Genomic DNA, 18,994 nt, shown 5'->3' on the forward strand with positions numbered 1-18,994 from the left:
CGGAGGATTATAGATGGAAACAATTGCTATGCCGGCCATAAACCTGGCAGTGATCATGCCTGAGATCCTACTCTCATGCATCGCCATGGTGCTGCTGCTCGTCAACGTCTTCGTGCCGGGCAAGAACAAGGCCTACCTCGGTTACCTGAGCATCATCGGCCTTGCAGTGACCGCGGCGAGCGCCGTGGGCGGCTGGGGGCCGTCGGTATCAGCGTTCAACGGATCGGTAGTGCAGGACAACTACGCAATCTTCTTCAAGGTCATCTTCATCATCTCCGCCGGCCTGGCCATCCTGATCGCGGACCGCTACATGGTCCAGGAGGATTGCAACCATGGTGAGCTCTACCCGATGGTGCTTTTCGCCACCGTCGGCATGATGCTGATGGCGAGCGGGACCGACCTTATGGTCATCTTCCTCGGCCTCGAGCTCCTCTCCATCCCGCTGTACATCCTGGCCGGCTGGAACCGTGACAACCTGGCGTCGAACGAAGCGGGCCTCAAGTATTTCCTGCTGGGCGCCTTCTCCACCGGCTTCCTGCTCTACGGCATGGCGCTCACCTACGGCGCCACCGGCAGCACCAAGATCCAGGCCATCTCCGCCTACGTGATGGGCAACCCCGGCGTAGCCAGCAACCCGCTCTTCGTCGTGGGGATGCTGCTGATCGCCGTCGGCTTCAGCTTCAAGATTGCCGCCGCACCGTTCCACATGTGGACCCCGGACGTCTACCAGGGCGCACCGACCCCGATGACCGCGTTCATGTCCGCCGGTCCCAAGGCCGCCGGTTTCGCAGCCTTCATCCGCGTCATGATCTTCGCCTTCCCGATGCTGAGGGCCGAGTGGAGCGATCTTCTGTGGGTCCTGGCAGTCCTCACCATGACCGTTGGTAACATCATCGCCCTCTCCCAGGACAACGTGAAGAGGATGCTGGCCTACTCCTCCATCGCCCATGCAGGTTACGCGCTGGTAGGTTTCGCCGCGGTCAACGCCGAAGGTGCAGCAGGCATCCTGTTCTACATGCTCTCCTACGCCTTCATGAACATCGGCGCCTTCGGTGTCATCGTTCTCATCACCAAGAAGGGCGAAGTCAACGGCAACGTGCAGGATCTGGCCGGTTTCGGTCACAAGAAGCCGCTTCTTGCCATGGTGCTGAGCATCTTCCTGTTCTCCCTGGCCGGCATGCCGCCGACCGCCGGTTTCATCGGGAAGTTCTATCTCTTCAGTGCCGCCATCAAAGCCGGCTACGTGTGGCTTGCCATCATCGGCGTACTGAACTCCGCAGCGTCGCTGTACTACTACCTGCGCGTCATGGTCTTCATGTACATGAAAGACCCGACCGAAGACTTCGAGTGGGCAGGCGCGACCCCGGCCATCGCCGTCTGTCTCCTGGTAGCCGTAGGTGCCACCCTGATCCTCGGCGTAGTACCGGGCACCGTCCTCGAGCTGGCGCAGAAGGCAGTTCAGTTCTAAGACGAGTCTAGATAGAAGAAACAAAGAGGGCACCCGATAGCGGGTGCCCTCTTTGCGTTTTATGAACCTTCCAAGTCCACCCCCTCTACCTCCGGGAGAGGGGCAGGGGTGAGGGCGCAGCGTCCCGAGGCGTACCCGTAATCCTGTAGGGGCGGATAATCATTCGCCCGTCCACCTCCTCTCTCACATATGCCAACGAAAACGTGGTGTCCCACCCTTGCGAAACCTTGTCCCCGCAGCGTCGCCGCGCCCCTCACGTTCCCCCCTTTAACGAAGGGGGGACAGGGGGGATTTGCTTTGGTCCGCTAGCCTCTACTCCTCTTGATAATATCCAGCCAATGGGATACCGTGATCAGACTCCCTCAGGTTGTCCGGGACGGTATTGATGCCTAGCTGATGGAAACACGTATAGGCGGACCAGTACGAGGGAACGAGGCCGACATATGTGGTTATATGGCGAGAGGATAAACGCGAAGTCCGACTGGTCGAGGTGATATATGCGGGCACTCACGAACAAGCCCCGTACTGAAAAGCAGATTGAAGCACGCTTCGAAGGAAGCTATGCCGAGATGGTCAAGCTGCGCAGGATGGCGCAGACCCTGAGGGTGAAGGATCTCACCGAGTGGGCATTGGAAGAAAAAGAGGTCTACAGCCCTGAGGAAATATCGCCGGAGCTGACATGGAACGGCGGCGGAGTAGCCATCCGTGGCGCGCGCGGCAAAGAGGGGTTGACGCAGAGACAGTTAGCCGAACTGACCGGCATAGCGCAGCACCATATAAGCGAGATGGAGAATGGCAAGCGCCCCATCGGCAAAGAAACGGCAAGAAGACTGGCCGATGCCCTCAATATTGATTACCGCGTGTTCTTGTAGAAAGACAAAGACACTTCCCCTTTCTGCCGTTTTTTGCCTCGGACTGCTGCCAGAAGAGTTTCATCCTAAGGTCTCCGCTGTGCTTTCCGTGCACCTGTACGTCGTCAGATGGATGCAGTCCTCCTGAATTTGACACCCGCCGAGCCCTTGGTACATTTCCATCTTCACGACCTCTCCCGCAGGAGGTTCCGAGATGGCCGGTTCCCGTCAAGACCACGTCCGTCGCGATCCATTCCAGCGCCCCTCCCTGACTCCAGGCCCTCTAGGGCACAATGACGCAGCGTCCCCAAACACACGGAAAACTCTTGTCGGAGACACTCCAGGGCCGCTAGGAGTGAAGGATCATGCGGATCCTAGTCTTAGTAGAGCAGCTCGACGAAATGTTGGACTCCCAGGTGGCTACGGGAATACTGGAGCGAGGACGAAAGCGATACATGAGGGCTCTTCAGAAGAGGAGTTGGTGAAAGATCCTCGTGTGAGGGCGCTCCTCGATGTTATCGCTTATGCAGAGGGTGCAGATTATGCCACGATGGTAAAGGGGGAAGGCAGCGTTCCTATCACGGACTTTGCTAGGCATCCTAATGTCCTTGTTACTCTCAGCAAATCGTTGAAAAGTACCGCTGCAGGACGCTACCAATTTCTGTACAGCACATGGCAAGGGCTCAAGATGCCAGACTTCTCGCCTATCTCTCAGGATAAAGCTGCCGTTAAACTATTGAAAAGAAGAAGGATGCTTAAACCCTTATTCGCTGGTGATGTTGAGCAAGCAATCCGCAACGGGAACAGAGAGTGGGCTAGCCTGCCGGGATCTCCCTATGGTCAACCAACGCACCAAATGGCGGAGATGCTACAGGTCTATTCAAAAAGCCTGGCAAAGTGGAGCAGACGATGAGACCGATAGTCTTCATGCTTGCTGTGGTTGCACTACTTTCCCTGGCAGCAATTGTGTATGGCGGAGGTAGACCTGAGATTACAGGGAAGTGGGTAAAAGTAGGAGCTAACCCTGAAGAGTGTGCTTGCGGAGACTGCATAGACATACCGCTTGAGGGCAAGCTCGTACCCTTTTGTGTGGAATCGAACCAGATTTACCTAAACGTCCGATATGAGCTTGATGAGCGGCAGGGCAAGGTCTACATTTTGTTTGACAGTGTGCTCGAAGTTGGAACTGGTGGGGCTGCTTTGCCTTGGGACAAGTATGACAAGCAGGAGCCTCTGGCTGAGCTGGACGTGAACAACGTCCGGAGCGGAAGGATGTCTGTGAGATGGTTTGGCTTTAGGAGAAAGGACAAACATCAGGAGCAGTATGTCTTCGGTAGTGATTATAGCGGCATTTATCGAAGGCGTGCTGCCAAGTGAGTGGGGTTTTAGGGGTACCCCCGGGGCACGAAAGAAGCTTTTACAATTATGGCCAAAATGTTTAACCTGGCTTGGTGGTGGCTAGATATGCAACAGAAACAGAGTACAGGACTACAGAACCAAGCTGCCAAAAGCCGGGGTCACGTTCGTTCACATGTGGATACCAGATGCTTCGGCTCCAGGGTTCCCAGCAGAGTGCTTAAGACAATCCGGTTACAACCCGTGATGACCAGAACCTGAAGGATCTTGAGGAATTTTGGCCGTTGCCGATTTTGATGCCCCTTCGAATTCGAGGTAACGATGTACTGGGATGTAAAAGTCGTAAAATCGCTGCCGGACTACTGCATCTACGTGGAAATCGAAGACGGCCGCAAAGGGATCTTCGACCTGAAGCCGTACCTTGACCACGGCATCTTTCGCGAGCTGAAGAAACCCGCGTACTTCAACCAAGTGGGCACCTTTTCGGGACGGTAGCATGGCCCAACAACCAGGACATAGCCCCCGAAACCCTCCTCGCCGAACTGCGCCCCGTTACACGATGACTCCTGCTACTCCGACATCGGCTGCAACTCTGCTGCGATGGTATCGGGACCCAGATCCTGCCCTTCCGGCCAGCCGATGCCGGTGAAGAAGAGGGAGACCTGCCTAAAGTAGGCCTCCTCATTCAAGCGCTGGAAAAAATCGCTTTTGATGTAGGGGGCGACATCGAAGATGCCTGACCTGCCATCGGAAAGGACGACCGCTACTTTTTTGTCATCCAAAGGTTTTACGGAAACAACTTTATTCATGACTACTCCAAAGGCTTTATGGGCAAAGGATTTTGGCCGTTTACGGCAAGGTGCCAGTCGGTCAGCAGATCATCCTTGTGGATCTCAATCCATGCCTGAACGAGCTTTTGCTTATTCCTAGGGAAACTGCCTTCGAGCAACTCTGCATCCTCGATGGAAAACACGGCGTCATATTCACCAAACGTTGCATGCAGGTGCGGCAGGGAATGCCTCTTGTTGTCGTAAAAGAACATGTAAATGACGATTCCGAAAAACATCGAGATGGTAGGCATCAGGACCTCCAACACCTGAGACATTTATGGAATTCGCCTCATCTGCATGCGCCAGCAGCTAATATACAGCAATTAGCAATACAGCTCAATCGTCGTAGATGCGGCTTTAGGGCCACCTCACTGCGCTTCTCCGTGGACCTCCGCTCGTATCCGGCAGTTATCCCTTTTATCCCCTTCATCCCTGTAGATCGCTTCTCTTTGCGTCTCTGCGCCTTTGCGTGAGCTGATTTCAGCCTTCCTCTGGGTCCTCCGCGCACCTCTGTACCCTCTGTGGATGACCTTTCAACTGCGCCAACGGATGCAGCCGCTAGGGGAAAATCCCACCGCCTTGCTTGACAACATTATTGGTGTGGTTTAATAATTACTCCCATCATTTCACACGAACACGGGAGGCAACGATGAGCGAACCTTTCGACATCACCGGCCTGAAAGACCTTTCCGATGGAGACCTGGCCCTCTGCGGCGAGACCCTGGCCGACCACCTGGAGGAACATCCGGCCTACAAGGGGCAAAACATCCCGATCTGTATTCCGGGCCCAGGCAATCTGAGGGAGGAAGCACATGACGTCAAGCAGGCGTCAAATGCGGCAAGGCAGGACCCTTCGAAAGAGCCCTTCAGGCTTGAGAAGCGGGACAAGATTATCAACTCCATAAAGTTCTCCTGCCAGTACGTGGTTATGTATGCGACCCACACCAATGACCCCAGCCAACTGGACGGCGTACCTGTCAATAGACAGCAAAAAGCGCCCCGGAGCACGACCGTCAAGCTGCCCAAGAAGTTCAACAAGTTCAAGGTCAGCCATGGTGACAGATCCGGTGGAGTGAAGATGTACGTCAACAGTTGGGAGGGAAAGGCGAGTGTCGATGTTCAGATCTGTTACGCTAATCCGGCACAGGAAGAGTCGTGGCAGGCCCTGAAGATGTCCCACTACTGCCACTTCACCGTCGACGGTTTGGAGCCGGCGCGCAGGGCCTACTTCAGGGCCAGGCTGATAAACGATGCCGGCGTCGGCCCCTGGTCCGAGGTAGTCGAACTGATTATCATCTAAAAACAGCTTTCCGGTATGCGAAGATTCTTCGGGTATTGGAAACTCGAAGAATGCAGCCACGAAGCGCTGCCTGAGGAAACAGAGTCCCCCCTTTGCGAAAGGGGGACAGGGGGGATTTGCCTTAGTTAGCCTTTACCACGAAGCGGCTGCACCAACGTGCAGCCGCTTTCGTTCATTCCTCCCCCGAACATCCCGCCTTTCACCCCCCAGACCTGGATGCCCGCCACAAAATCCCCATCATCACCGACGGAATGAACACGCAGCCGCCCCCTTCTCGTACTCTCACCCACTGATGGCAGTCCAACCCGCTTCCGTTGACCACCGTCCCAGGCAATCCTGCAGTCCCAACCAAAATAGTGGGATTTTGCCAGAAATAGTGCTATTTCATCTGAAATCTCCTTATTCCATTTGAAATAGTGCAATTCCGGATCGAAATCTCACTATTCCATCTGAAATAGTGCAATCATGGGAGAAATAGTGAGATTTTGCGCGAGATAGTGAGATTCCGGGTGGAAATAGTGCTATTTCCAGCAGAATAGTGCGTTTCCCGTCTGGAATCTCACTATTCCATTTGAAATAGTGAGATTTCGATCCCGGTTTGCACTATTCCGTTTGAATTAGTGCAAACCCAAACCGAAATAGCACTATTCCGTCAAGAGTAGTGCAAACCGAATCCGGTTTCGACTTATTTCGTCGGCAATAGTGCAACCGCCACCCGGCACCTCCCAATCCCCCCGTGCCCATCCCCTTTATCCCCTTCATCCCTGTCAATGTCCGCCTTTCTTTGCGCCTTTGCGGCTTTGCGTGCCGAAAAACGTTTTGGATGTTGATTCTGCTTTATTAAGGCAAATCTATGTGTTAGTTATGTGTTTACGATTTCCCCTTGTGGCCCTGGGGGACGTTGTTAATATTTTGACATTTGATTGGTAGCGGCTAAGATCTTCGCATGCCAAGGTTCGCTCGACTTGATGCGGTTGGTTTGCTGCAGCATGTGATGGTCCACGGAATCGAGAAGTCCGACATCTTCCTCGATGACAAGGACCGATACTCTTTCCTCGATCGCCTATCGACGCTGCTGGTGAAGACGGGTACCTCGTGCTTCGCCTGGGCGCTGATGACCAACCACTTCCATCTCCTGTTGAGACCGGAAAAGTCCAAATTATCCTCCTTCATGCGCCGCCTACTCACCGGGTACGCGGTGACATTCAATCAAAGGCACAACCGTGCCGGCCACCTCTTTCAAAATCGTTACAAGTCCATTGTCTGCGAGGAAGAGCCTTACCTTCTTGAACTGGTGGGCTACATTCACCTCAATCCTGTCAGGGCCCACCTTGTCCAGGGCGTGGACGCATTGGACAGCTATCGCTGGAGCGGCCACGCGGTACTAATGGGGAACCACACCCTCCCCGGACAGGTCACGGACGAGGTGCTGTCCAGATTTGGCGGCAGGTTGTCGGAAGCCAGAAGGAATTACCGGTTGTTTGTCATGGAGGCTGCGGCAAAAGGTCATCGTGAGGAGTTCGTTGGAGGCGGCATGTTCAGAAGTTGTGACTTTCTTCATACGCAGCCTGGTACAGAGGCTTTTGATGAGCGGATCCTTGGTGGGGGCGAGTTTGTAGAAGACGTATGGCGGGTGGAAAAAGATGCACACATAGAAGGTATACCGTCCCTGGAATCAGTGGTCATTGACGTTGCTGCAAGATACGGGATTAGCACAGAAATACTATGCACAGCCACCAAGGAGCGAACTGTATCAGAGGCCCGCGCAGTAGCCTGTTTCCTTGCACTGCGTGTCTTGGGATACAGCGGGGCTGCCATATCGCCCTTGCTTAAGATCTCTCGTGCAGGGGTAACGGTGGCTGCGAAGAGGGGAGAGGCCTTGGTGAAGGACGGTGCAGCTAAAGATCTGGTTTCAAATGTAAAAATATTAACAACGTCCCCCTAGGGGTGCGCCGTTAAAAACCATTCCACAAAAGGAGAACGACCATGGCCTACCTTGAAATCACGCTGAAGGTGTCGAACCAGAATCGTCAAGCCGCCGCTGGGGTGTACAAGAAATATAGGGAACCGTTCCTGGAGCAGATAAAGGGTGCGAAGTCCAAGCAACTCCTGATCAGGGATGAGGATGTACAGGTGCTGCACGGCTTCGCAAGTGTAGCCGATGCCAACGCCTACCTCGAGAGCAGCCTCTTCACGCAGGATGTTGTGAAGGAGTTGACTCCATACCTGGACGGCTCCCCGGAAGTCCGCGTCTATGACGTGGTAGAATAGTGCTGCTCTTTGAATGCTCCCTGAGGGCGTTGTTGAGATTTTGACATTTGATTCTCGTGCGAAGGGAACTAGTTCGTTCGATTACATTGTGGAGCCAATGGGGGCCGTACTAAAGAGTGCGGCCCCCATTTTTACAACGAGCGCTCCTGGTGCATGACCCGTTGTTTTGCCATGGGCGCTTGTACCCATGGCAAGAGACATCGGAGGTCCTTGGCAGATTCGGAACCAATGCGCAGAACGAGCGATGAAAACTATGAGAAGTATGTGGCCGATGGGCTGAAAGCCGGTAAAAGACCGGATCTGACTGGTGGAGGCTTGGTGCGGAACTGGGATGGTTAATTAAGTGGAAATATGTATTAGTTTGTGATATGAGATAGCATTTACTGTTAAATGCACCTTTCTCGATGCATTTTAACTGCTATAGTTTGTTGCTGTGTAATGTTTGATTAAAATTTTATGTAGTCAGATGCTATTTTTGTCATGCAGTACTTGGAATTTCGATGTCTGACATAATTGTTTTATCTAATAGTGCCAATAATTTATATGGCGAAGCTGGGCTCATCAGATCTCAGCAGAGGCAAGTCCATTTTCGTACCAGCAACAAGGAATCTGCTGCGATACAGATAAATGGCAAGGCTGATGCGGAGACAGCATTAATCGCAGTAGATGCCGCACCAGACTACGGTTATGCCGTACCAAGAAGAATCGAGAATATCGCTCATGACGCGCCGTTGTCCCTGCCTCCCCCAGATCCCAAGTCCTACCACCACCTGCAAGCAAGACTGGCTTACGAAAGCGCAGGGAGCCTCGATGGCTCCCCGAAAAAGCTTCTGAGCATCTCCGTCTGATTCTGCTCCTATCCCCAATGAACACCGCACGTGAGAATCTGGGGAGAATCTGGAACCGGCTTTCAGGTATACGCGCGGGCTAAGCTGGCGACTAAACAGAGTCGGGCACCCCAGCCTTTTCCATTCGAACCCTCAAAACCGCCTGCACTCATCTCCTTTATCCCCTCCGGGCATGATCTATTTCTTTTGTAGGGCAAGTGCAGCCATTTCTTCTCTGTTCATGCGATCTGCCGCAACTGGGTCAACCTGAAAGCTGGCGATCTTTTTTGGAAGCCATCCGCAGTAGTCTTCCTGAACTAACCGAAAGGACCGCTCTGCCCCACCCCCTTTGAACGCATAAAAGAGAGCCTCTTCTCGTCCGGCAAAAACAGCAGCGCTCTTCGCCTCCTTTTTGCGATCCTCAAACTCGTTGCCCATAAGCAGTGCTGACTTGGGATTGGAACTGGCAGTTATCAAACCGGTAGCCAAAGCTACTCCCACATGGAAGAGTGTGTTGCGGTCGGTATCGTAGACATAAAGTAGTTTTGCTGTTGAGTGAAGCACTAGATCGGCATCATCGGGTATCGTGGGGCCACTGGTGACTACGAGACCTGACTGGCTCAGGCAGCTTGTGATACTTTTTTCAATGATGGATACAGGTTGGGATGCCGAAATGTAAGGGGATTTCACATCGGTAGGGTTCCCACTCACGGTGGAATAGTAGGCATTGTCATACTTAACAAGCCTTGCCGAATCAACTACCGGCATAACATGCAATTTGCCAGTGAGTCGTGCGGCTGGTTTAAGATCATCGCTGATCGGACCAAGGGTCACCTTAGTCGCGCAACCTGTGGTCACGGAGACCGTTACCATCATGGCCCGGCCTAGCACACGATGTTTGAGGAACTTCTTGGGCACCCCTGGAGCGAGCCACTGCCTTTAGAGGCGGGTAGAGGAAGAGCCAATAAGGGAGAGGAGGCAAAATATGTCCTTTGACCCTGGTAAATAGTACATGGGCTATTTGGAGGTGCATAACACCAGCCTTCCTAAAGGTGAAATCTCCCTGCGCCTTCAACGGCCTGGCCTGTGTCCTGACTTTGGCTCTTTATCGAGCATGCGGAACCTCTTCTGCTTGTTATTCCAAATCAGCGGGGGATAGTACCGGTCGCCGGAAACGGTAGGGTCATAAACATCGACTCGTATTTCCGTAGGTATGGTAGCTTTCCATCTTCCAAAGTAAATTGCAGGCTCCGTTGGTGGGTCTATCGGAAAAATGACTGGTAGCGCTCCCAGGATGTTCATGTCACCATCGACGATGATGCTAGATGGAAACTCCTCCCACATGTTACTTTGCTTGGTATTGAGATAATCCTCAGTCCAGACAGAGACAATGAAAACGCGTGCTTTTGAGGTTGGCGTTTTGCTTAAGGGACAAATTTTTGTAAAGGCCAGGTATTTGCGCCACGGAGAAGGCAACTTCTCCGCATGCTGTTGATCAATAGGGACACAGACAGTCGAATTTAATTCAACAAAGTCGGGATACCCTGCGAAGGACCTCGAGGTTAACCATGACAGGTGGAAGACAAGAAGTATCAACAAAACCTTTTTGTACACTTGCCGGCCTCCTCAGTGCCCTACGCCTGCTGCCGCGCCATATGGTGTGCCAACATATTTGAAAAACTTAACTCCCTGGAATTTATCTCGGGACCAGGAATCACGGACTGTCAAGTTTCCTTTGCTTTTTGCCCCCGGCCAACTTCCCATCGAAGTGGACATAGCAAGAGGATATATGCCGTGACTAGGCATTATCTTGTTTTCCCCTTCGCGGTTTATGTATGTGTACCCGCCGTCACTCTTGGGTTGGCCTGGATATACAACAATCACATGTCCATGTGGGGAGTCAGCTGCGCCGCCTACGACAAGTACACCGTCATTTGCAAGTTGAGCCAATTCATGAATCTGAACCTCCTGCCATTTAGGGCTTCTCCCTACAACTTGGAGAAGGTTGTTTGCGGTAAGGTATGGTTGGTTGTAGACATATTTTCTGATGACATGCCAAACAGCATGACTACATGACTTTGGATAGGTCTGGAATGCCTCGTCGCAAGCAGCCTTCAACGTGTGGCAGTTTTGGCAGCTGTTGCTAGACATGACTCCTCCTTTGCCCCCGCTTGGATAATTTCTGACGTCAAAAGTTAAATTTTACAAATCTAGCGGGTGTGGTCAAGCTAGCCACTGGCGGCCGGGCGTGGTTAAAATTTTGACATTTTATTGGTAGTTGTTAAATTTTTGGAATCCCGAGTCTTGCCCGTCCCGATGCAGTTGGTGTATTGCGTGCCATGCTTGGTCTTAATCACCAAGGATCTATCTGAAGAAGGCGCGAAGCTCTCAGTATTCTTACGCCGCCTTCAAACCTTTCTCTGGAACCGCAGCAATATTTCGTCGCTCAATATTTTAAAGGAGGCGCCAGTCTTATGAGACTGCTACTTGCGTTGATCTTGGTGTTGGTTGTGGTTGGAACCGCTCCGGCGAAGGAGATTGAAGGGGTGAGGGTCGAACCACAGGTGACGGTGAATGCGGAAACGCTGAAACTAAACGGCAGCGGCACCAGGAAGAAATTCTTCGTCAGGGTCTATGTCGGCTCCCTGTATTCGGCGAGACGCCTCACCAGCGGCTCGGAAGCGATCAAGGACTCGGGCGACAAGTTGATCAGGATGGACTTCGTGTACCCGAAGGTGGAGAAGGAGAAGATCGTGGAGGCATTCCAGGAGGGGATTCACAACAACACGCCTGAGCTCTCCGACTCCGAGGAGGTGAAGAAATTCCTCTCTTTTTTCACCGATGACTTCAAGCGCGGCGACCAAGTCGATCTCTACCTCGGCGGGGACGGCACCGTTACCGCGAAGCACAATGGCAAAGTCCTCGGCACGATTGTCTCCCCCCCCCTTGCCACCGCCGTCCTCGCCATCTACCTCGGCGACAAACCGGCCGACGCAAACCTGAAGAAGGGGATGCTCGGCAAGTAGACCGTTGCGTATTTGGAGCAAGACATCGGAGGTGCGAACATGAAGGTCGAACAGCACGTATGCCTGGTTTGCGGCTTCAACATGATCGGCTTTCACCCGGAGCGCTGCCCATTCTGCGGGGCGGCGAGGAGCCATTTCATCACCGCGGAGGAGTGCTCGGCGCGGTTCAGGGTGACCAGCACTTCTGTGAACGACAAGGTAACGAGGCTGAACTCGGACCCGCCGCTAGGTCTGGAACACGCGGCCTACCGCGTGGAGACCGCTCACGGTCCCTGCTGGATCGACTGCCCTTCGTCCTTCGACCGGGCCCTGGACCGCGCCGACGCGATACTGTTCACCCACCACCACTTCCTGGGGGCCTCAAACCTCTACCGCGAACTCTTTTCCGCCAGGGTTCACATCCACCACGCGGACTCGCTCCACGATATCTGCCGTCCCTTCCCCTTCGACGTCACCTTCCAACACGATTTCGTCCACAACGGGATAGAGGCGTTTCACATCGGCGGCCACACCCCGGGGTTCACCTTCTACATCTTCGAGGATGTCCTCTTCATCTGCGACTACGTCTTCCTCCATGGCGACGGGTTGAAGTACAACCCCTTCGGGCCGGCGGACCAGACCATGGCGGGAGGCGACCGCATACGGGAGTACCTGGATGGGCGGCAGCTCTCATCGGTGTGCGGCTACAACTACACCGTCGGGTACGAGGAGTGGAAACGCAGGTTCGACGCGGGACCGGTTTTCGGGGGGCATTGAGCGGCAAGGGTGATCCCCTAAGTCGTCCGTTTGTACGAGGAGGATTTCATACGGTGCGCACTGGTACCGCTTGAGCCCCGCATCCCCACAAGCTGCGTTAACCCGGCCTCTGCTGTTCCAAAAACGTCACGTGTTCCAGCTTGGACCGCTTTCGCTGTTCCGTTTTATTCCACTACGCACGATGATCTTTTCCTCTCCGGATATACCTGCCTGACCAACTCCCCTTTGTTTACGCGCAGTAATAGCTCCCCGCCAATGAAATAGCGACTGCAGTCAGATCTAGGTATGGCTGTTGCTATAAAGCCATTCTATTTAACTGTATGCGTTATTTTGCAGGTTCATTGCTGACACAGCTTTGGGCCCAAACGGAACAGTGTCTGGCAAATAAGCATTTCAATATTGTCATACAAAAACACATTTCTAAGAGGTGAAACGGCAGCGGTTGTTATAAAGACCACGCTTTTACATACATTCTACGGCTGTAATGGAATCAATAAAACCAGGGGGGAAAATGCAGAAAAAGAACATCACCATGCTGGCAGCGGTCCTGGCTGTCGCAGCGAGCGCACATTCGGTGCAGGCTTTCGAGATCGGTGGGGCTAACGGGTGGAAGTTTTCCACGGACGGCTTCCTGAACGTGTTCGCTACCTATGAATCGGTCGGGCGGCGCCCGGCGGGCGTCATCGGCGGGGAGATCGGCGGTGACCAGACGGGAACGGGTGAGGCCCAGCAGCAGTTCAGGGTGAGGACGGGCCTCCTTCCGGTGGGCGTGGGGCTCAACATCCAGGCTCCGACCACCAACGGCGTGGACTACGCGGTGCGCCTGGGATTCTACCCGCAGGTGCAGAACAACGGCGGTTCCCGCACCGACCTTTCGCCCAACATCGACTTCCGCGAGATCAACATGACCGCAACGGGGAGTTTCGGCCAGATCCTCGCCGGCCGCGCCATCAACCTGTACCAGGCCAAGAACATCCTGACCGACATGACGCTCTTCGGGGCGGGGGTGATCGGGCCGGTGGACAGCGGGCCGACTATGGGACACATCGGTTACGGCTATCTCTACCCCAACTTCGGGGCGCAGATAAGGTACACCACTCCCGAGGTGAAGGGTTTCAAGGTCGCGGTCAGCGTGAACGACACCAACGACATCGGTGCCGCGAAGATCCGTAACGTCCCGCGGCTGGAGACCGAAATCTCCTACATGAACAGCTTCACCGGCGGCAAGTTCCAGGCCTGGCTCTCCGGCCTGTACCAGCAGGCCAGCTTCTCCTCCGCCCAGACCGTGACCGTGCCGGTGACGCTGAACCCGGACGGAAGCATCACCCCCGAGCATACCATTCCTGCGGTACGTCCTGGTGGTCACGTGACTTCGCTGGGCGGCGCGGGGGGCGTACAGCTCGACGTGGGTGGCCTCCAGTTGCTCAATTCCTGCTACGGTGGACAGGCGCTGGGGATGTTGGGAATGCAGGGGGCGGATGCGCTTTCCGCTGACGGCAGGGAGAGGACCAACTGGGGCTTCCTGAACCAGGCGACCTACCAGGTCAACCCGGCATGGAAACTCGGCCTCAACTACGGCCAGAGCCGGGCGGAGCTAGCGGGTAACGACACGGAGCTGAACATTCAGAAACAGCAGGCGGCAGTGGTCGCGGTGACCTACAACGTGAACAAGTTCGTCCAGGTGATCGGCGAGTACACCTGGGCGCAGGACCGCTGGTTCAACGGTGCAACCCAGGACGCCAACATCGGCGCCGTCGGAACCTTCATTTACTGGTAATCGGGCGGGGACGGTTCAACATCTACCTTTGTCGCGTCAGCACGGGCGCATCCCATTCGGGGTGCGCCCGTATTTGTTCAAGGCACTATGGTGAATGAGGAACGCTGTCAGGGATTTTGACATCCAGCCAGCCGCTGCTACAGTTTGGTCCTGCATCACCTCGACCGGCCCCAATGACTGCGGGCCCATCGCCCGCTTCGGCGCCGGCGGTCACAACAATGGAGAATGACATGACAAAGCCAGCAAAGAACACCATCTGCCTCTGGTACGATGGCGCCGCCGAAGAGGCGGCACGCTTTTACGCCGGGATCTTTCCCGATTCATCCGTCGACGCCGTGCACCTCGCCCCGGGAGACTACCCGTCGGGGAAGAAAGGCGATGTGTTGACGGTCGAGTTCACCGTGATGGGAATTCCCTGCCTGGGACTCAACGGCGGCCCCGAGGTCAAGCACAACGAGGCATTCTCGTTCCAGGTCGCGACCGCGGATCAGGAGGAAACGGACCGCTACTGGAACGCCATCGTCGGCAACGCGGGCAGGAGGTTGTGTGCGGTTGGTGCAGGGACAAATGGGGGATCTCCTGGCAGATCACACCGGTGGCCCTGACGGAGGCGATAACGGATTCCGATCCCGCTGCGGCCAAGCGCGCCTTCGATGCGATGATGCAGATGGTGAAGATCGACATCGCAGCTATCGAGGCTGCGCGCCGAGGGTGAGGTTCCACGACGGGATGAGGCAAAGGGGAGGTCCGCCTTGGTCCCGATGCCGGCGGAGTGCCTTTTTTTCGCGGGCGCTGTCAACGCCCGCCGGTCCCTTCCGCCTGTTGCCGGGACTTCTTGCGCTTCTGCTCGTCGGTGTAGCCGCAGATGCAGCTGGCGCCGGAAACGACGATGAGCAGGTACAGCCCCCAGGCTGCCTTGGAACCGAATTCGACCAGTAAAATGAGACCGATGGCGGTCGCAATGCCGGCGGAGACGACCCGCAACTGATGTTCCTGGAACCAGGAGAGGGCGGCATAGCCCGTGGACGAAGCCAGCAGCAGGTAACCGATCCCCCCGATGTCAGAGCCGGACTGGTAGAGGTTCATACCCATGAAGCCGAAGTCGACCAGCGGCATGAACCACAGGATCACCCCCGCGAGACCCAGCATCACCCCTTTCGTCTTGTGGTCCATGTCGCCTCCTTGCTGTGCTCCGGTCGTAATCACCCCTGGGTGTCCTGCACTGAATCCTTGGCCGCGTCCCAACAGGTAGCCGCGGCGATCCAGCTCGCTATCGACACGATGCCGAGTCCGTACAGACCCCAGGCGGCGTTGCTCCAGGCTTCGGTGAGAAAAAGCAGGCTGATGGCGGTCGATACCGTTGCCGCGATGACCCGCAGCTTGTGCAGTTCGAAGAAGGAGAAAATGGCATAGGCCAGTGAGCATACCACCAGAATATAGCTGATGTTCCCGACCTCCCTTCCCGCCACGTAGACGTTGATCCCCACCTTCGCCATGGGCATGAACCACAGCACGACGCCAGCGACCCCCAGAGCGACTCCTATCATCTTGGTTTTCATGCAGTTCCCCCTTGGCAGCGGCACCCGCATGGGGTGAGGCCGTTGTTCATGTTGGCGAAGCTGGCACTTTGCTGCGAAAGAGAACCGTATTGCGAATTGAATTAAAGTATCCTAATGCCTGGGGTTGTCAATGAGTGAGGGGGGATGCGGGGGGACGGGGACAAAAAAAGGCACCCTCGGAAACCGGGTGCCTTCTTGCCTGGTACTGGGCCTAGTAGCCGGGGCGATGCCTCACGATGCGGCGGTACTGCGGGCGGTAGACGCGGCCGTCGTAGTGGCCCCTGTCGCGCACGTAGCGCCGGTACTCGACGTCGCGGTAGTGCCGGATGTTGACCACCTCGTAGCGCACGAACAGCTGAGGGTAGGACCTGCGGGGGACGTAGCTCCAGGGGCCGTTGTAGTAGGCGCTGCGGTACCAGTTGCCGCCGTAGAAGTAGAAGTATTCGTTGCCGCTGTACACGAGGTCGAAAGGGACGCCGACGGCGACGTAGGCGTCCAGCCGGGGCGAATAGACGAACTCGGGCGGCTCGGCTTCGTACTCCTCGGGAGGAGGCGGGAGGATGAGTTCCGGCCCGGGAGGGGGAGGGGGCGCCATGACGGGGGGGGGTGCTACCGGCGGTGGAGGAGTTGCGACCGGGGGAGTGACAACCCGTGCGGGGGGAGGCGGGGCCGGCCTGGCCGCGACGGTTTGTCTCGTTCCCGGAACCTGGTTGTTGTAGGTGTACATGCACTGGACGTAGGCGTTGTCGTACTGACGCTGCGCCTGCGCCCCGTAGACCTGCGCCGAACCCGAGCCCGCAGCGGCGCCGAAGAGAAGGCCGGTCGCGGCGCCGATGGCTGCGCCGGCCCCGGTGTTGCCCGAGGCGGAACCGAGGACGGCCCCGACGCCGGTGCCGACTGCCGTTCCCACCACGGCGCTGGTGGCCATGTTCTTGTCGTAGGTTTCCTGCACCGGTGACCCGATCTGGGAGTTCGCCCACTGCCGGCAGGTCGCGTCCTCCTTCATGAAGGTCTCGAAGGACTTCCCCTTGGTCGGAAGGACTTTCACGCTGGGGCCGGTCGGGACCGTGACGCATCCCCCCAGGGCCAGCAGCACGCAAACCGATGATATCCGTCTTTTCATTGTTACCCCCTTCTGTGTAGCACTACCTGCCGGCCGGTTGCGGCCCCAGGCAGACTCCTCATCGCACACCCTTACCATATTCATGAAATAGGGAAGCAATGTGGCAGAAATGAGGAAATCGATTTTTCTCACTGTCTCAGGCGACATGCTCCTGCGACTGGTACGATGGCCGGCCCGGTCTGGCTCGGCGCACCACCATCGGGACCAGGAGCATGAGCGCCAGGATGATCCACATGGTGGTGTCCGGGTCCTTTATGTACTTGTTGAGGCGCAACGTGGAGAAGGCGATCACCGCGAAGTAGAGCATGTCGCCCGCAATGGCGAACGCCCACCCCGCCACGAAACCGTGACCGGCCGCGAGCGCCGAGGCCCGGCCGGTCATGGGGTCGACGCCGAAGGCTATCATGACGAGTGCGACCGGCCCGGTGGCGGTCCCCTGGAAGTGTGCGGCGTTGCGGGCGTTGGCTGCCCGCAGGGCGGCGCTTATGCGGCGCAGCACCGGAATCTTCCCGCAGACGAAGGCGATCAACCGTAGTACGGGCTCGAAAGCGACGGCCAGGATGACATCGGAGACGAGGTACAGGAGCGTGGTGACGGGCCAGTGCAACCCCTTGGCCTTGGCGAGTAGCACGCCGGCGGGTATCCCCCCCCCGACGGGAATCAGGAAGAGTTTCAGCACCGGTCCCATGGCGGAAGCCGATGGGAGCCAGTCGAGGAGGAGCTTATAGATGTGGGGGATGGTTTCTGTCATCAGGTCGGGCACGCGCTCTTTTCCGGGTCTGGAAGTTCCCCTGCCAGGGCAGGAAACCCGGGAGCATCGTACATTAAAGAAGGAGGGGACCGCAACAGCTTTCAGGCGGCAAGGCTAGATGCCCCCCACCAGGGTCAGGGTGACATCGCCGACCTTCATGGTGGTGGTTATCCTCACGGGGATCCTGCGGTCGTCATCGGTAAACCAGAAGGTGGCGTTGCCAACCTTGGCCTCCTCCCCGTTATGTTTCAGCCGGGAGGTCACCATCACGGTCTTGAATTTCCCCAATGGCGTCGTCACCTCCTGCCGCCGTACCACCCGGACCTCGGTATTCCACAGACGCTTGGTGTCGTAGATGTCGAAGAAGATGGCGCGGCCGGGGGGCAAATCGCTGCCTCGTATGAAGTAAATGCTGGAGAGGTTGTCGTAGGTCCTGGGGGTGATCGGGGCGGTCGTCTCGATCTTTTTCTGCAGATCCACGCTGTTGGCCGTGAGCGTGTTGAAGTTGAAGGTCGCCTCACGGGCGGCGCGGTAGCTCCCCTCCCGCTTGTTCTCCCGGAAGAACTTGGGCCTTCCGGCACGGGTCGTCACCGATTCGGTCCGGTCGTCGATCTTGAAGAAGGCGGAGACGAATCCCGTCGAGCGGATGGTGTTGGTGAGGCGCAGTTCGTCGCCGCTGGGAGTCACTTCGAGGAGCGCCGAGCCCGCCTTCATCCCGGACCAGGTCACGTCGTAGACCAGGCGCTCGGGGACGGGAAAGGCCGACGCCGGTGCGGCGAAGAAGGTAAGGGCGAGGAAGAAGGCTATCCTGGGACCGATTTTTTTCATCCCTAGATGGTACAGCAATATTTTATTTTTTTAATGCGGCGGGGGCGCAAAAAAACGCGGTGGGACTTCCGTTTTCAGGCCTCCCGGTTGCGGCGGGTCGTGCGGGCCAGCTCGTGGTACCACGCGCAGGTTTCCGTTTTCACGCCGCACTGAAGGCAAGGGTTGCCGCTGGTGCGGAACCAGAGGTAGACAAATTGATGGGAGTTGCTGACTGCTTCGCAACTACTGCCGACATAGTCACTCATAGTTATTCTCATATCACCTCCAACGA

General features: G+C 56.2%; 24 protein-coding genes and 1 pseudogene. 14 read left to right on the top strand and 11 right to left on the bottom strand.

Annotated elements, in window-relative coordinates; all coding sequences use genetic code 11:
• Positions 1-13 precede the first annotated feature (13 nt).
• From KP001_RS17435 to KP001_RS17460, 6 genes are all read left to right on the top strand, one after another.
• The gene (locus KP001_RS17435) at positions 14-1,468 is read left to right on the top strand and encodes an NADH-quinone oxidoreductase subunit N (protein ID WP_217286832.1); all 1,455 of its coding nucleotides are present in this window, start codon (positions 14-16) and stop codon (positions 1,466-1,468) included.
• 497 nt (positions 1,469-1,965) lie between these two features.
• Positions 1,966-2,340 carry a helix-turn-helix domain-containing protein gene (locus KP001_RS17440; RefSeq protein WP_217286833.1) on the top strand — a complete coding sequence of 125 codons (375 nt, stop codon included), beginning with the start codon at positions 1,966-1,968 and terminating at the stop codon, positions 2,338-2,340.
• 460 nt (positions 2,341-2,800) lie between these two features.
• Positions 2,801-3,232 carry a glycoside hydrolase family 24 protein gene (locus KP001_RS17445; RefSeq protein ID WP_217286834.1) on the top strand — a complete coding sequence of 144 codons (432 nt, stop codon included), beginning with the start codon at positions 2,801-2,803 and terminating at the stop codon, positions 3,230-3,232.
• Entirely contained in the window at positions 3,229-3,696 is a 468-nt protein-coding gene (locus KP001_RS17450) for a hypothetical protein (protein WP_217286835.1), read from the top strand. The genes KP001_RS17445 and KP001_RS17450 overlap by 4 nt, the downstream gene beginning before the upstream one ends.
• Before the next feature lie 85 nt (positions 3,697-3,781).
• Positions 3,782-3,922 (top strand): antitoxin MazE-like protein, encoded by a 141-nt coding sequence (locus KP001_RS22420; protein ID WP_217289643.1) that lies wholly within the window; start codon positions 3,782-3,784, stop codon positions 3,920-3,922.
• A gap of 74 nt (positions 3,923-3,996) precedes the next feature.
• Positions 3,997-4,170 (top strand): DUF2442 domain-containing protein, encoded by a 174-nt coding sequence (locus tag KP001_RS17460; protein ID WP_217286836.1) that lies wholly within the window; start codon positions 3,997-3,999, stop codon positions 4,168-4,170.
• Between the two features lie 74 nt (positions 4,171-4,244).
• Here KP001_RS17460 and KP001_RS17465 read toward each other — a convergent pair whose 3' ends face one another.
• Complete coding sequence (locus KP001_RS17465) at positions 4,245-4,484, bottom strand: DUF2442 domain-containing protein (protein ID WP_217286837.1); 240 nt, start codon at positions 4,482-4,484, stop codon at positions 4,245-4,247.
• Positions 4,485-4,486: 2 nt separating this feature from the next.
• The gene (gene dhiT / locus KP001_RS17470) at positions 4,487-4,756 is read right to left on the bottom strand and encodes a type II toxin-antitoxin system toxin DhiT (RefSeq protein ID WP_217286838.1); all 270 of its coding nucleotides are present in this window, start codon (positions 4,754-4,756) and stop codon (positions 4,487-4,489) included.
• Positions 4,757-5,154: 398 nt separating this feature from the next.
• Between dhiT and KP001_RS17475 the strand changes: the two genes are divergently transcribed.
• From KP001_RS17475 to KP001_RS17490, 4 genes are all read left to right on the top strand, one after another.
• A complete protein-coding gene (locus KP001_RS17475) occupies positions 5,155-5,805 on the top strand; it encodes a fibronectin type III domain-containing protein (protein ID WP_217286839.1) in 651 nt (216 codons plus the stop codon).
• A gap of 946 nt (positions 5,806-6,751) precedes the next feature.
• A complete protein-coding gene (locus KP001_RS17480; protein WP_217286840.1) occupies positions 6,752-7,750 on the top strand; it encodes a transposase in 999 nt (332 codons plus the stop codon).
• Between the two features lie 41 nt (positions 7,751-7,791).
• A complete protein-coding gene (locus KP001_RS17485) occupies positions 7,792-8,076 on the top strand; it encodes a hypothetical protein (RefSeq protein WP_217286841.1) in 285 nt (94 codons plus the stop codon).
• Positions 8,077-8,576: 500 nt separating this feature from the next.
• Complete coding sequence (locus KP001_RS17490; RefSeq protein ID WP_217286842.1) at positions 8,577-8,924, top strand: hypothetical protein; 348 nt, start codon at positions 8,577-8,579, stop codon at positions 8,922-8,924.
• A gap of 177 nt (positions 8,925-9,101) precedes the next feature.
• Here the strand turns inward: KP001_RS17490 and KP001_RS17495 are convergent, their stop codons facing one another.
• The 3 genes from KP001_RS17495 to KP001_RS17505 form a co-directional block, all read right to left on the bottom strand.
• The gene (locus tag KP001_RS17495; RefSeq protein ID WP_217286843.1) at positions 9,102-9,779 is read right to left on the bottom strand and encodes a hypothetical protein; all 678 of its coding nucleotides are present in this window, start codon (positions 9,777-9,779) and stop codon (positions 9,102-9,104) included.
• A 195-nt stretch (positions 9,780-9,974) separates the two neighbouring features.
• The gene (locus KP001_RS17500) at positions 9,975-10,517 is read right to left on the bottom strand and encodes a hypothetical protein (protein ID WP_217286844.1); all 543 of its coding nucleotides are present in this window, start codon (positions 10,515-10,517) and stop codon (positions 9,975-9,977) included.
• A 12-nt stretch (positions 10,518-10,529) separates the two neighbouring features.
• Entirely contained in the window at positions 10,530-11,054 is a 525-nt protein-coding gene (locus KP001_RS17505) for a hypothetical protein (protein WP_217286845.1), read from the bottom strand.
• A gap of 323 nt (positions 11,055-11,377) precedes the next feature.
• On the opposite strand from KP001_RS17505, the gene KP001_RS17510 reads away from it, so the two are divergent.
• From KP001_RS17510 to KP001_RS17525, 4 genes and pseudogenes are all read left to right on the top strand, one after another.
• Entirely contained in the window at positions 11,378-11,929 is a 552-nt protein-coding gene (locus tag KP001_RS17510; protein WP_217286846.1) for a chalcone isomerase family protein, read from the top strand.
• Between the two features lie 39 nt (positions 11,930-11,968).
• Positions 11,969-12,685: an MBL fold metallo-hydrolase gene (locus KP001_RS17515; RefSeq protein ID WP_217286847.1), complete on the top strand. Its 717-nt coding sequence runs from the start codon at positions 11,969-11,971 to the stop codon at positions 12,683-12,685.
• Positions 12,686-13,196: 511 nt separating this feature from the next.
• Positions 13,197-14,462 carry a hypothetical protein gene (locus KP001_RS17520; RefSeq protein ID WP_217286848.1) on the top strand — a complete coding sequence of 422 codons (1,266 nt, stop codon included), beginning with the start codon at positions 13,197-13,199 and terminating at the stop codon, positions 14,460-14,462.
• Between the two features lie 230 nt (positions 14,463-14,692).
• Positions 14,693-15,177, top strand: a pseudogene (locus KP001_RS17525) (VOC family protein).
• Positions 15,178-15,257: 80 nt separating this feature from the next.
• On the opposite strand, the gene KP001_RS17530 reads toward KP001_RS17525, so the two are convergent.
• The 6 genes from KP001_RS17530 to KP001_RS17555 all read right to left on the bottom strand — a co-directional run bounded on the left by KP001_RS17530 (position 15,258) and on the right by KP001_RS17555 (position 18,980).
• Positions 15,258-15,635: a hypothetical protein gene (locus tag KP001_RS17530; protein ID WP_217286849.1), complete on the bottom strand. Its 378-nt coding sequence runs from the start codon at positions 15,633-15,635 to the stop codon at positions 15,258-15,260.
• A gap of 29 nt (positions 15,636-15,664) precedes the next feature.
• On the bottom strand, positions 15,665-16,021 hold the full coding sequence (locus KP001_RS17535; RefSeq protein WP_217286850.1) for a hypothetical protein: 357 nt from the start codon (positions 16,019-16,021) through the stop codon (positions 15,665-15,667).
• A gap of 211 nt (positions 16,022-16,232) precedes the next feature.
• Positions 16,233-17,144: a YMGG-like glycine zipper-containing protein gene (locus KP001_RS17540; protein WP_217286851.1), complete on the bottom strand. Its 912-nt coding sequence runs from the start codon at positions 17,142-17,144 to the stop codon at positions 16,233-16,235.
• A gap of 136 nt (positions 17,145-17,280) precedes the next feature.
• On the bottom strand, positions 17,281-17,895 hold the full coding sequence (locus KP001_RS17545; RefSeq protein ID WP_217286852.1) for a hypothetical protein: 615 nt from the start codon (positions 17,893-17,895) through the stop codon (positions 17,281-17,283).
• Between the two features lie 114 nt (positions 17,896-18,009).
• Entirely contained in the window at positions 18,010-18,723 is a 714-nt protein-coding gene (locus tag KP001_RS17550) for a DUF3108 domain-containing protein (protein WP_217286853.1), read from the bottom strand.
• Between the two features lie 74 nt (positions 18,724-18,797).
• Entirely contained in the window at positions 18,798-18,980 is a 183-nt protein-coding gene (locus tag KP001_RS17555) for a hypothetical protein (RefSeq protein ID WP_217286854.1), read from the bottom strand.
• Positions 18,981-18,994 lie beyond the last annotated feature (14 nt).

The organism is Geomonas subterranea (genome assembly GCF_019063845.1).
In the GTDB taxonomy this organism is placed as follows: domain Bacteria; phylum Desulfobacterota; class Desulfuromonadia; order Geobacterales; family Geobacteraceae; genus Geomonas; species Geomonas subterranea.

Bases quoted from the DNA above. Each gene is read 5' to 3' on its own strand.
- KP001_RS17435 (WP_217286832.1), top strand. From the start codon at position 14: ATGGAAACAATTGCTATGCCGGCCATAAACCTGGCAGTGATCATGCCT.
- KP001_RS17440 (WP_217286833.1), top strand. From the start codon at position 1,966: ATGCGGGCACTCACGAACAAGCCCCGTACTGAAAAGCAGATTGAAGCA.
- KP001_RS17450 (WP_217286835.1), top strand. From the start codon at position 3,229: ATGAGACCGATAGTCTTCATGCTTGCTGTGGTTGCACTACTTTCCCTG.
- KP001_RS17460 (WP_217286836.1), top strand. From the start codon at position 3,997: ATGTACTGGGATGTAAAAGTCGTAAAATCGCTGCCGGACTACTGCATC.
- KP001_RS17465 (WP_217286837.1), bottom strand. From the start codon at position 4,484: ATGAATAAAGTTGTTTCCGTAAAACCTTTGGATGACAAAAAAGTAGCG.
- dhiT (WP_217286838.1), bottom strand. From the start codon at position 4,756: ATGCCTACCATCTCGATGTTTTTCGGAATCGTCATTTACATGTTCTTT.
- KP001_RS17475 (WP_217286839.1), top strand. From the start codon at position 5,155: ATGAGCGAACCTTTCGACATCACCGGCCTGAAAGACCTTTCCGATGGA.
- KP001_RS17480 (WP_217286840.1), top strand. From the start codon at position 6,752: ATGCCAAGGTTCGCTCGACTTGATGCGGTTGGTTTGCTGCAGCATGTG.
- KP001_RS17485 (WP_217286841.1), top strand. From the start codon at position 7,792: ATGGCCTACCTTGAAATCACGCTGAAGGTGTCGAACCAGAATCGTCAA.
- KP001_RS17490 (WP_217286842.1), top strand. From the start codon at position 8,577: ATGTCTGACATAATTGTTTTATCTAATAGTGCCAATAATTTATATGGC.
- KP001_RS17495 (WP_217286843.1), bottom strand. From the start codon at position 9,779: ATGATGGTAACGGTCTCCGTGACCACAGGTTGCGCGACTAAGGTGACC.
- KP001_RS17505 (WP_217286845.1), bottom strand. From the start codon at position 11,054: ATGTCTAGCAACAGCTGCCAAAACTGCCACACGTTGAAGGCTGCTTGC.
- KP001_RS17510 (WP_217286846.1), top strand. From the start codon at position 11,378: ATGAGACTGCTACTTGCGTTGATCTTGGTGTTGGTTGTGGTTGGAACC.
- KP001_RS17515 (WP_217286847.1), top strand. From the start codon at position 11,969: ATGAAGGTCGAACAGCACGTATGCCTGGTTTGCGGCTTCAACATGATC.
- KP001_RS17520 (WP_217286848.1), top strand. From the start codon at position 13,197: ATGCAGAAAAAGAACATCACCATGCTGGCAGCGGTCCTGGCTGTCGCA.
- KP001_RS17530 (WP_217286849.1), bottom strand. From the start codon at position 15,635: ATGGACCACAAGACGAAAGGGGTGATGCTGGGTCTCGCGGGGGTGATC.
- KP001_RS17535 (WP_217286850.1), bottom strand. From the start codon at position 16,021: ATGAAAACCAAGATGATAGGAGTCGCTCTGGGGGTCGCTGGCGTCGTG.
- KP001_RS17540 (WP_217286851.1), bottom strand. From the start codon at position 17,144: ATGAAAAGACGGATATCATCGGTTTGCGTGCTGCTGGCCCTGGGGGGA.
- KP001_RS17545 (WP_217286852.1), bottom strand. From the start codon at position 17,895: ATGACAGAAACCATCCCCCACATCTATAAGCTCCTCCTCGACTGGCTC.
- KP001_RS17550 (WP_217286853.1), bottom strand. From the start codon at position 18,723: ATGAAAAAAATCGGTCCCAGGATAGCCTTCTTCCTCGCCCTTACCTTC.
- KP001_RS17555 (WP_217286854.1), bottom strand. From the start codon at position 18,980: ATGAGAATAACTATGAGTGACTATGTCGGCAGTAGTTGCGAAGCAGTC.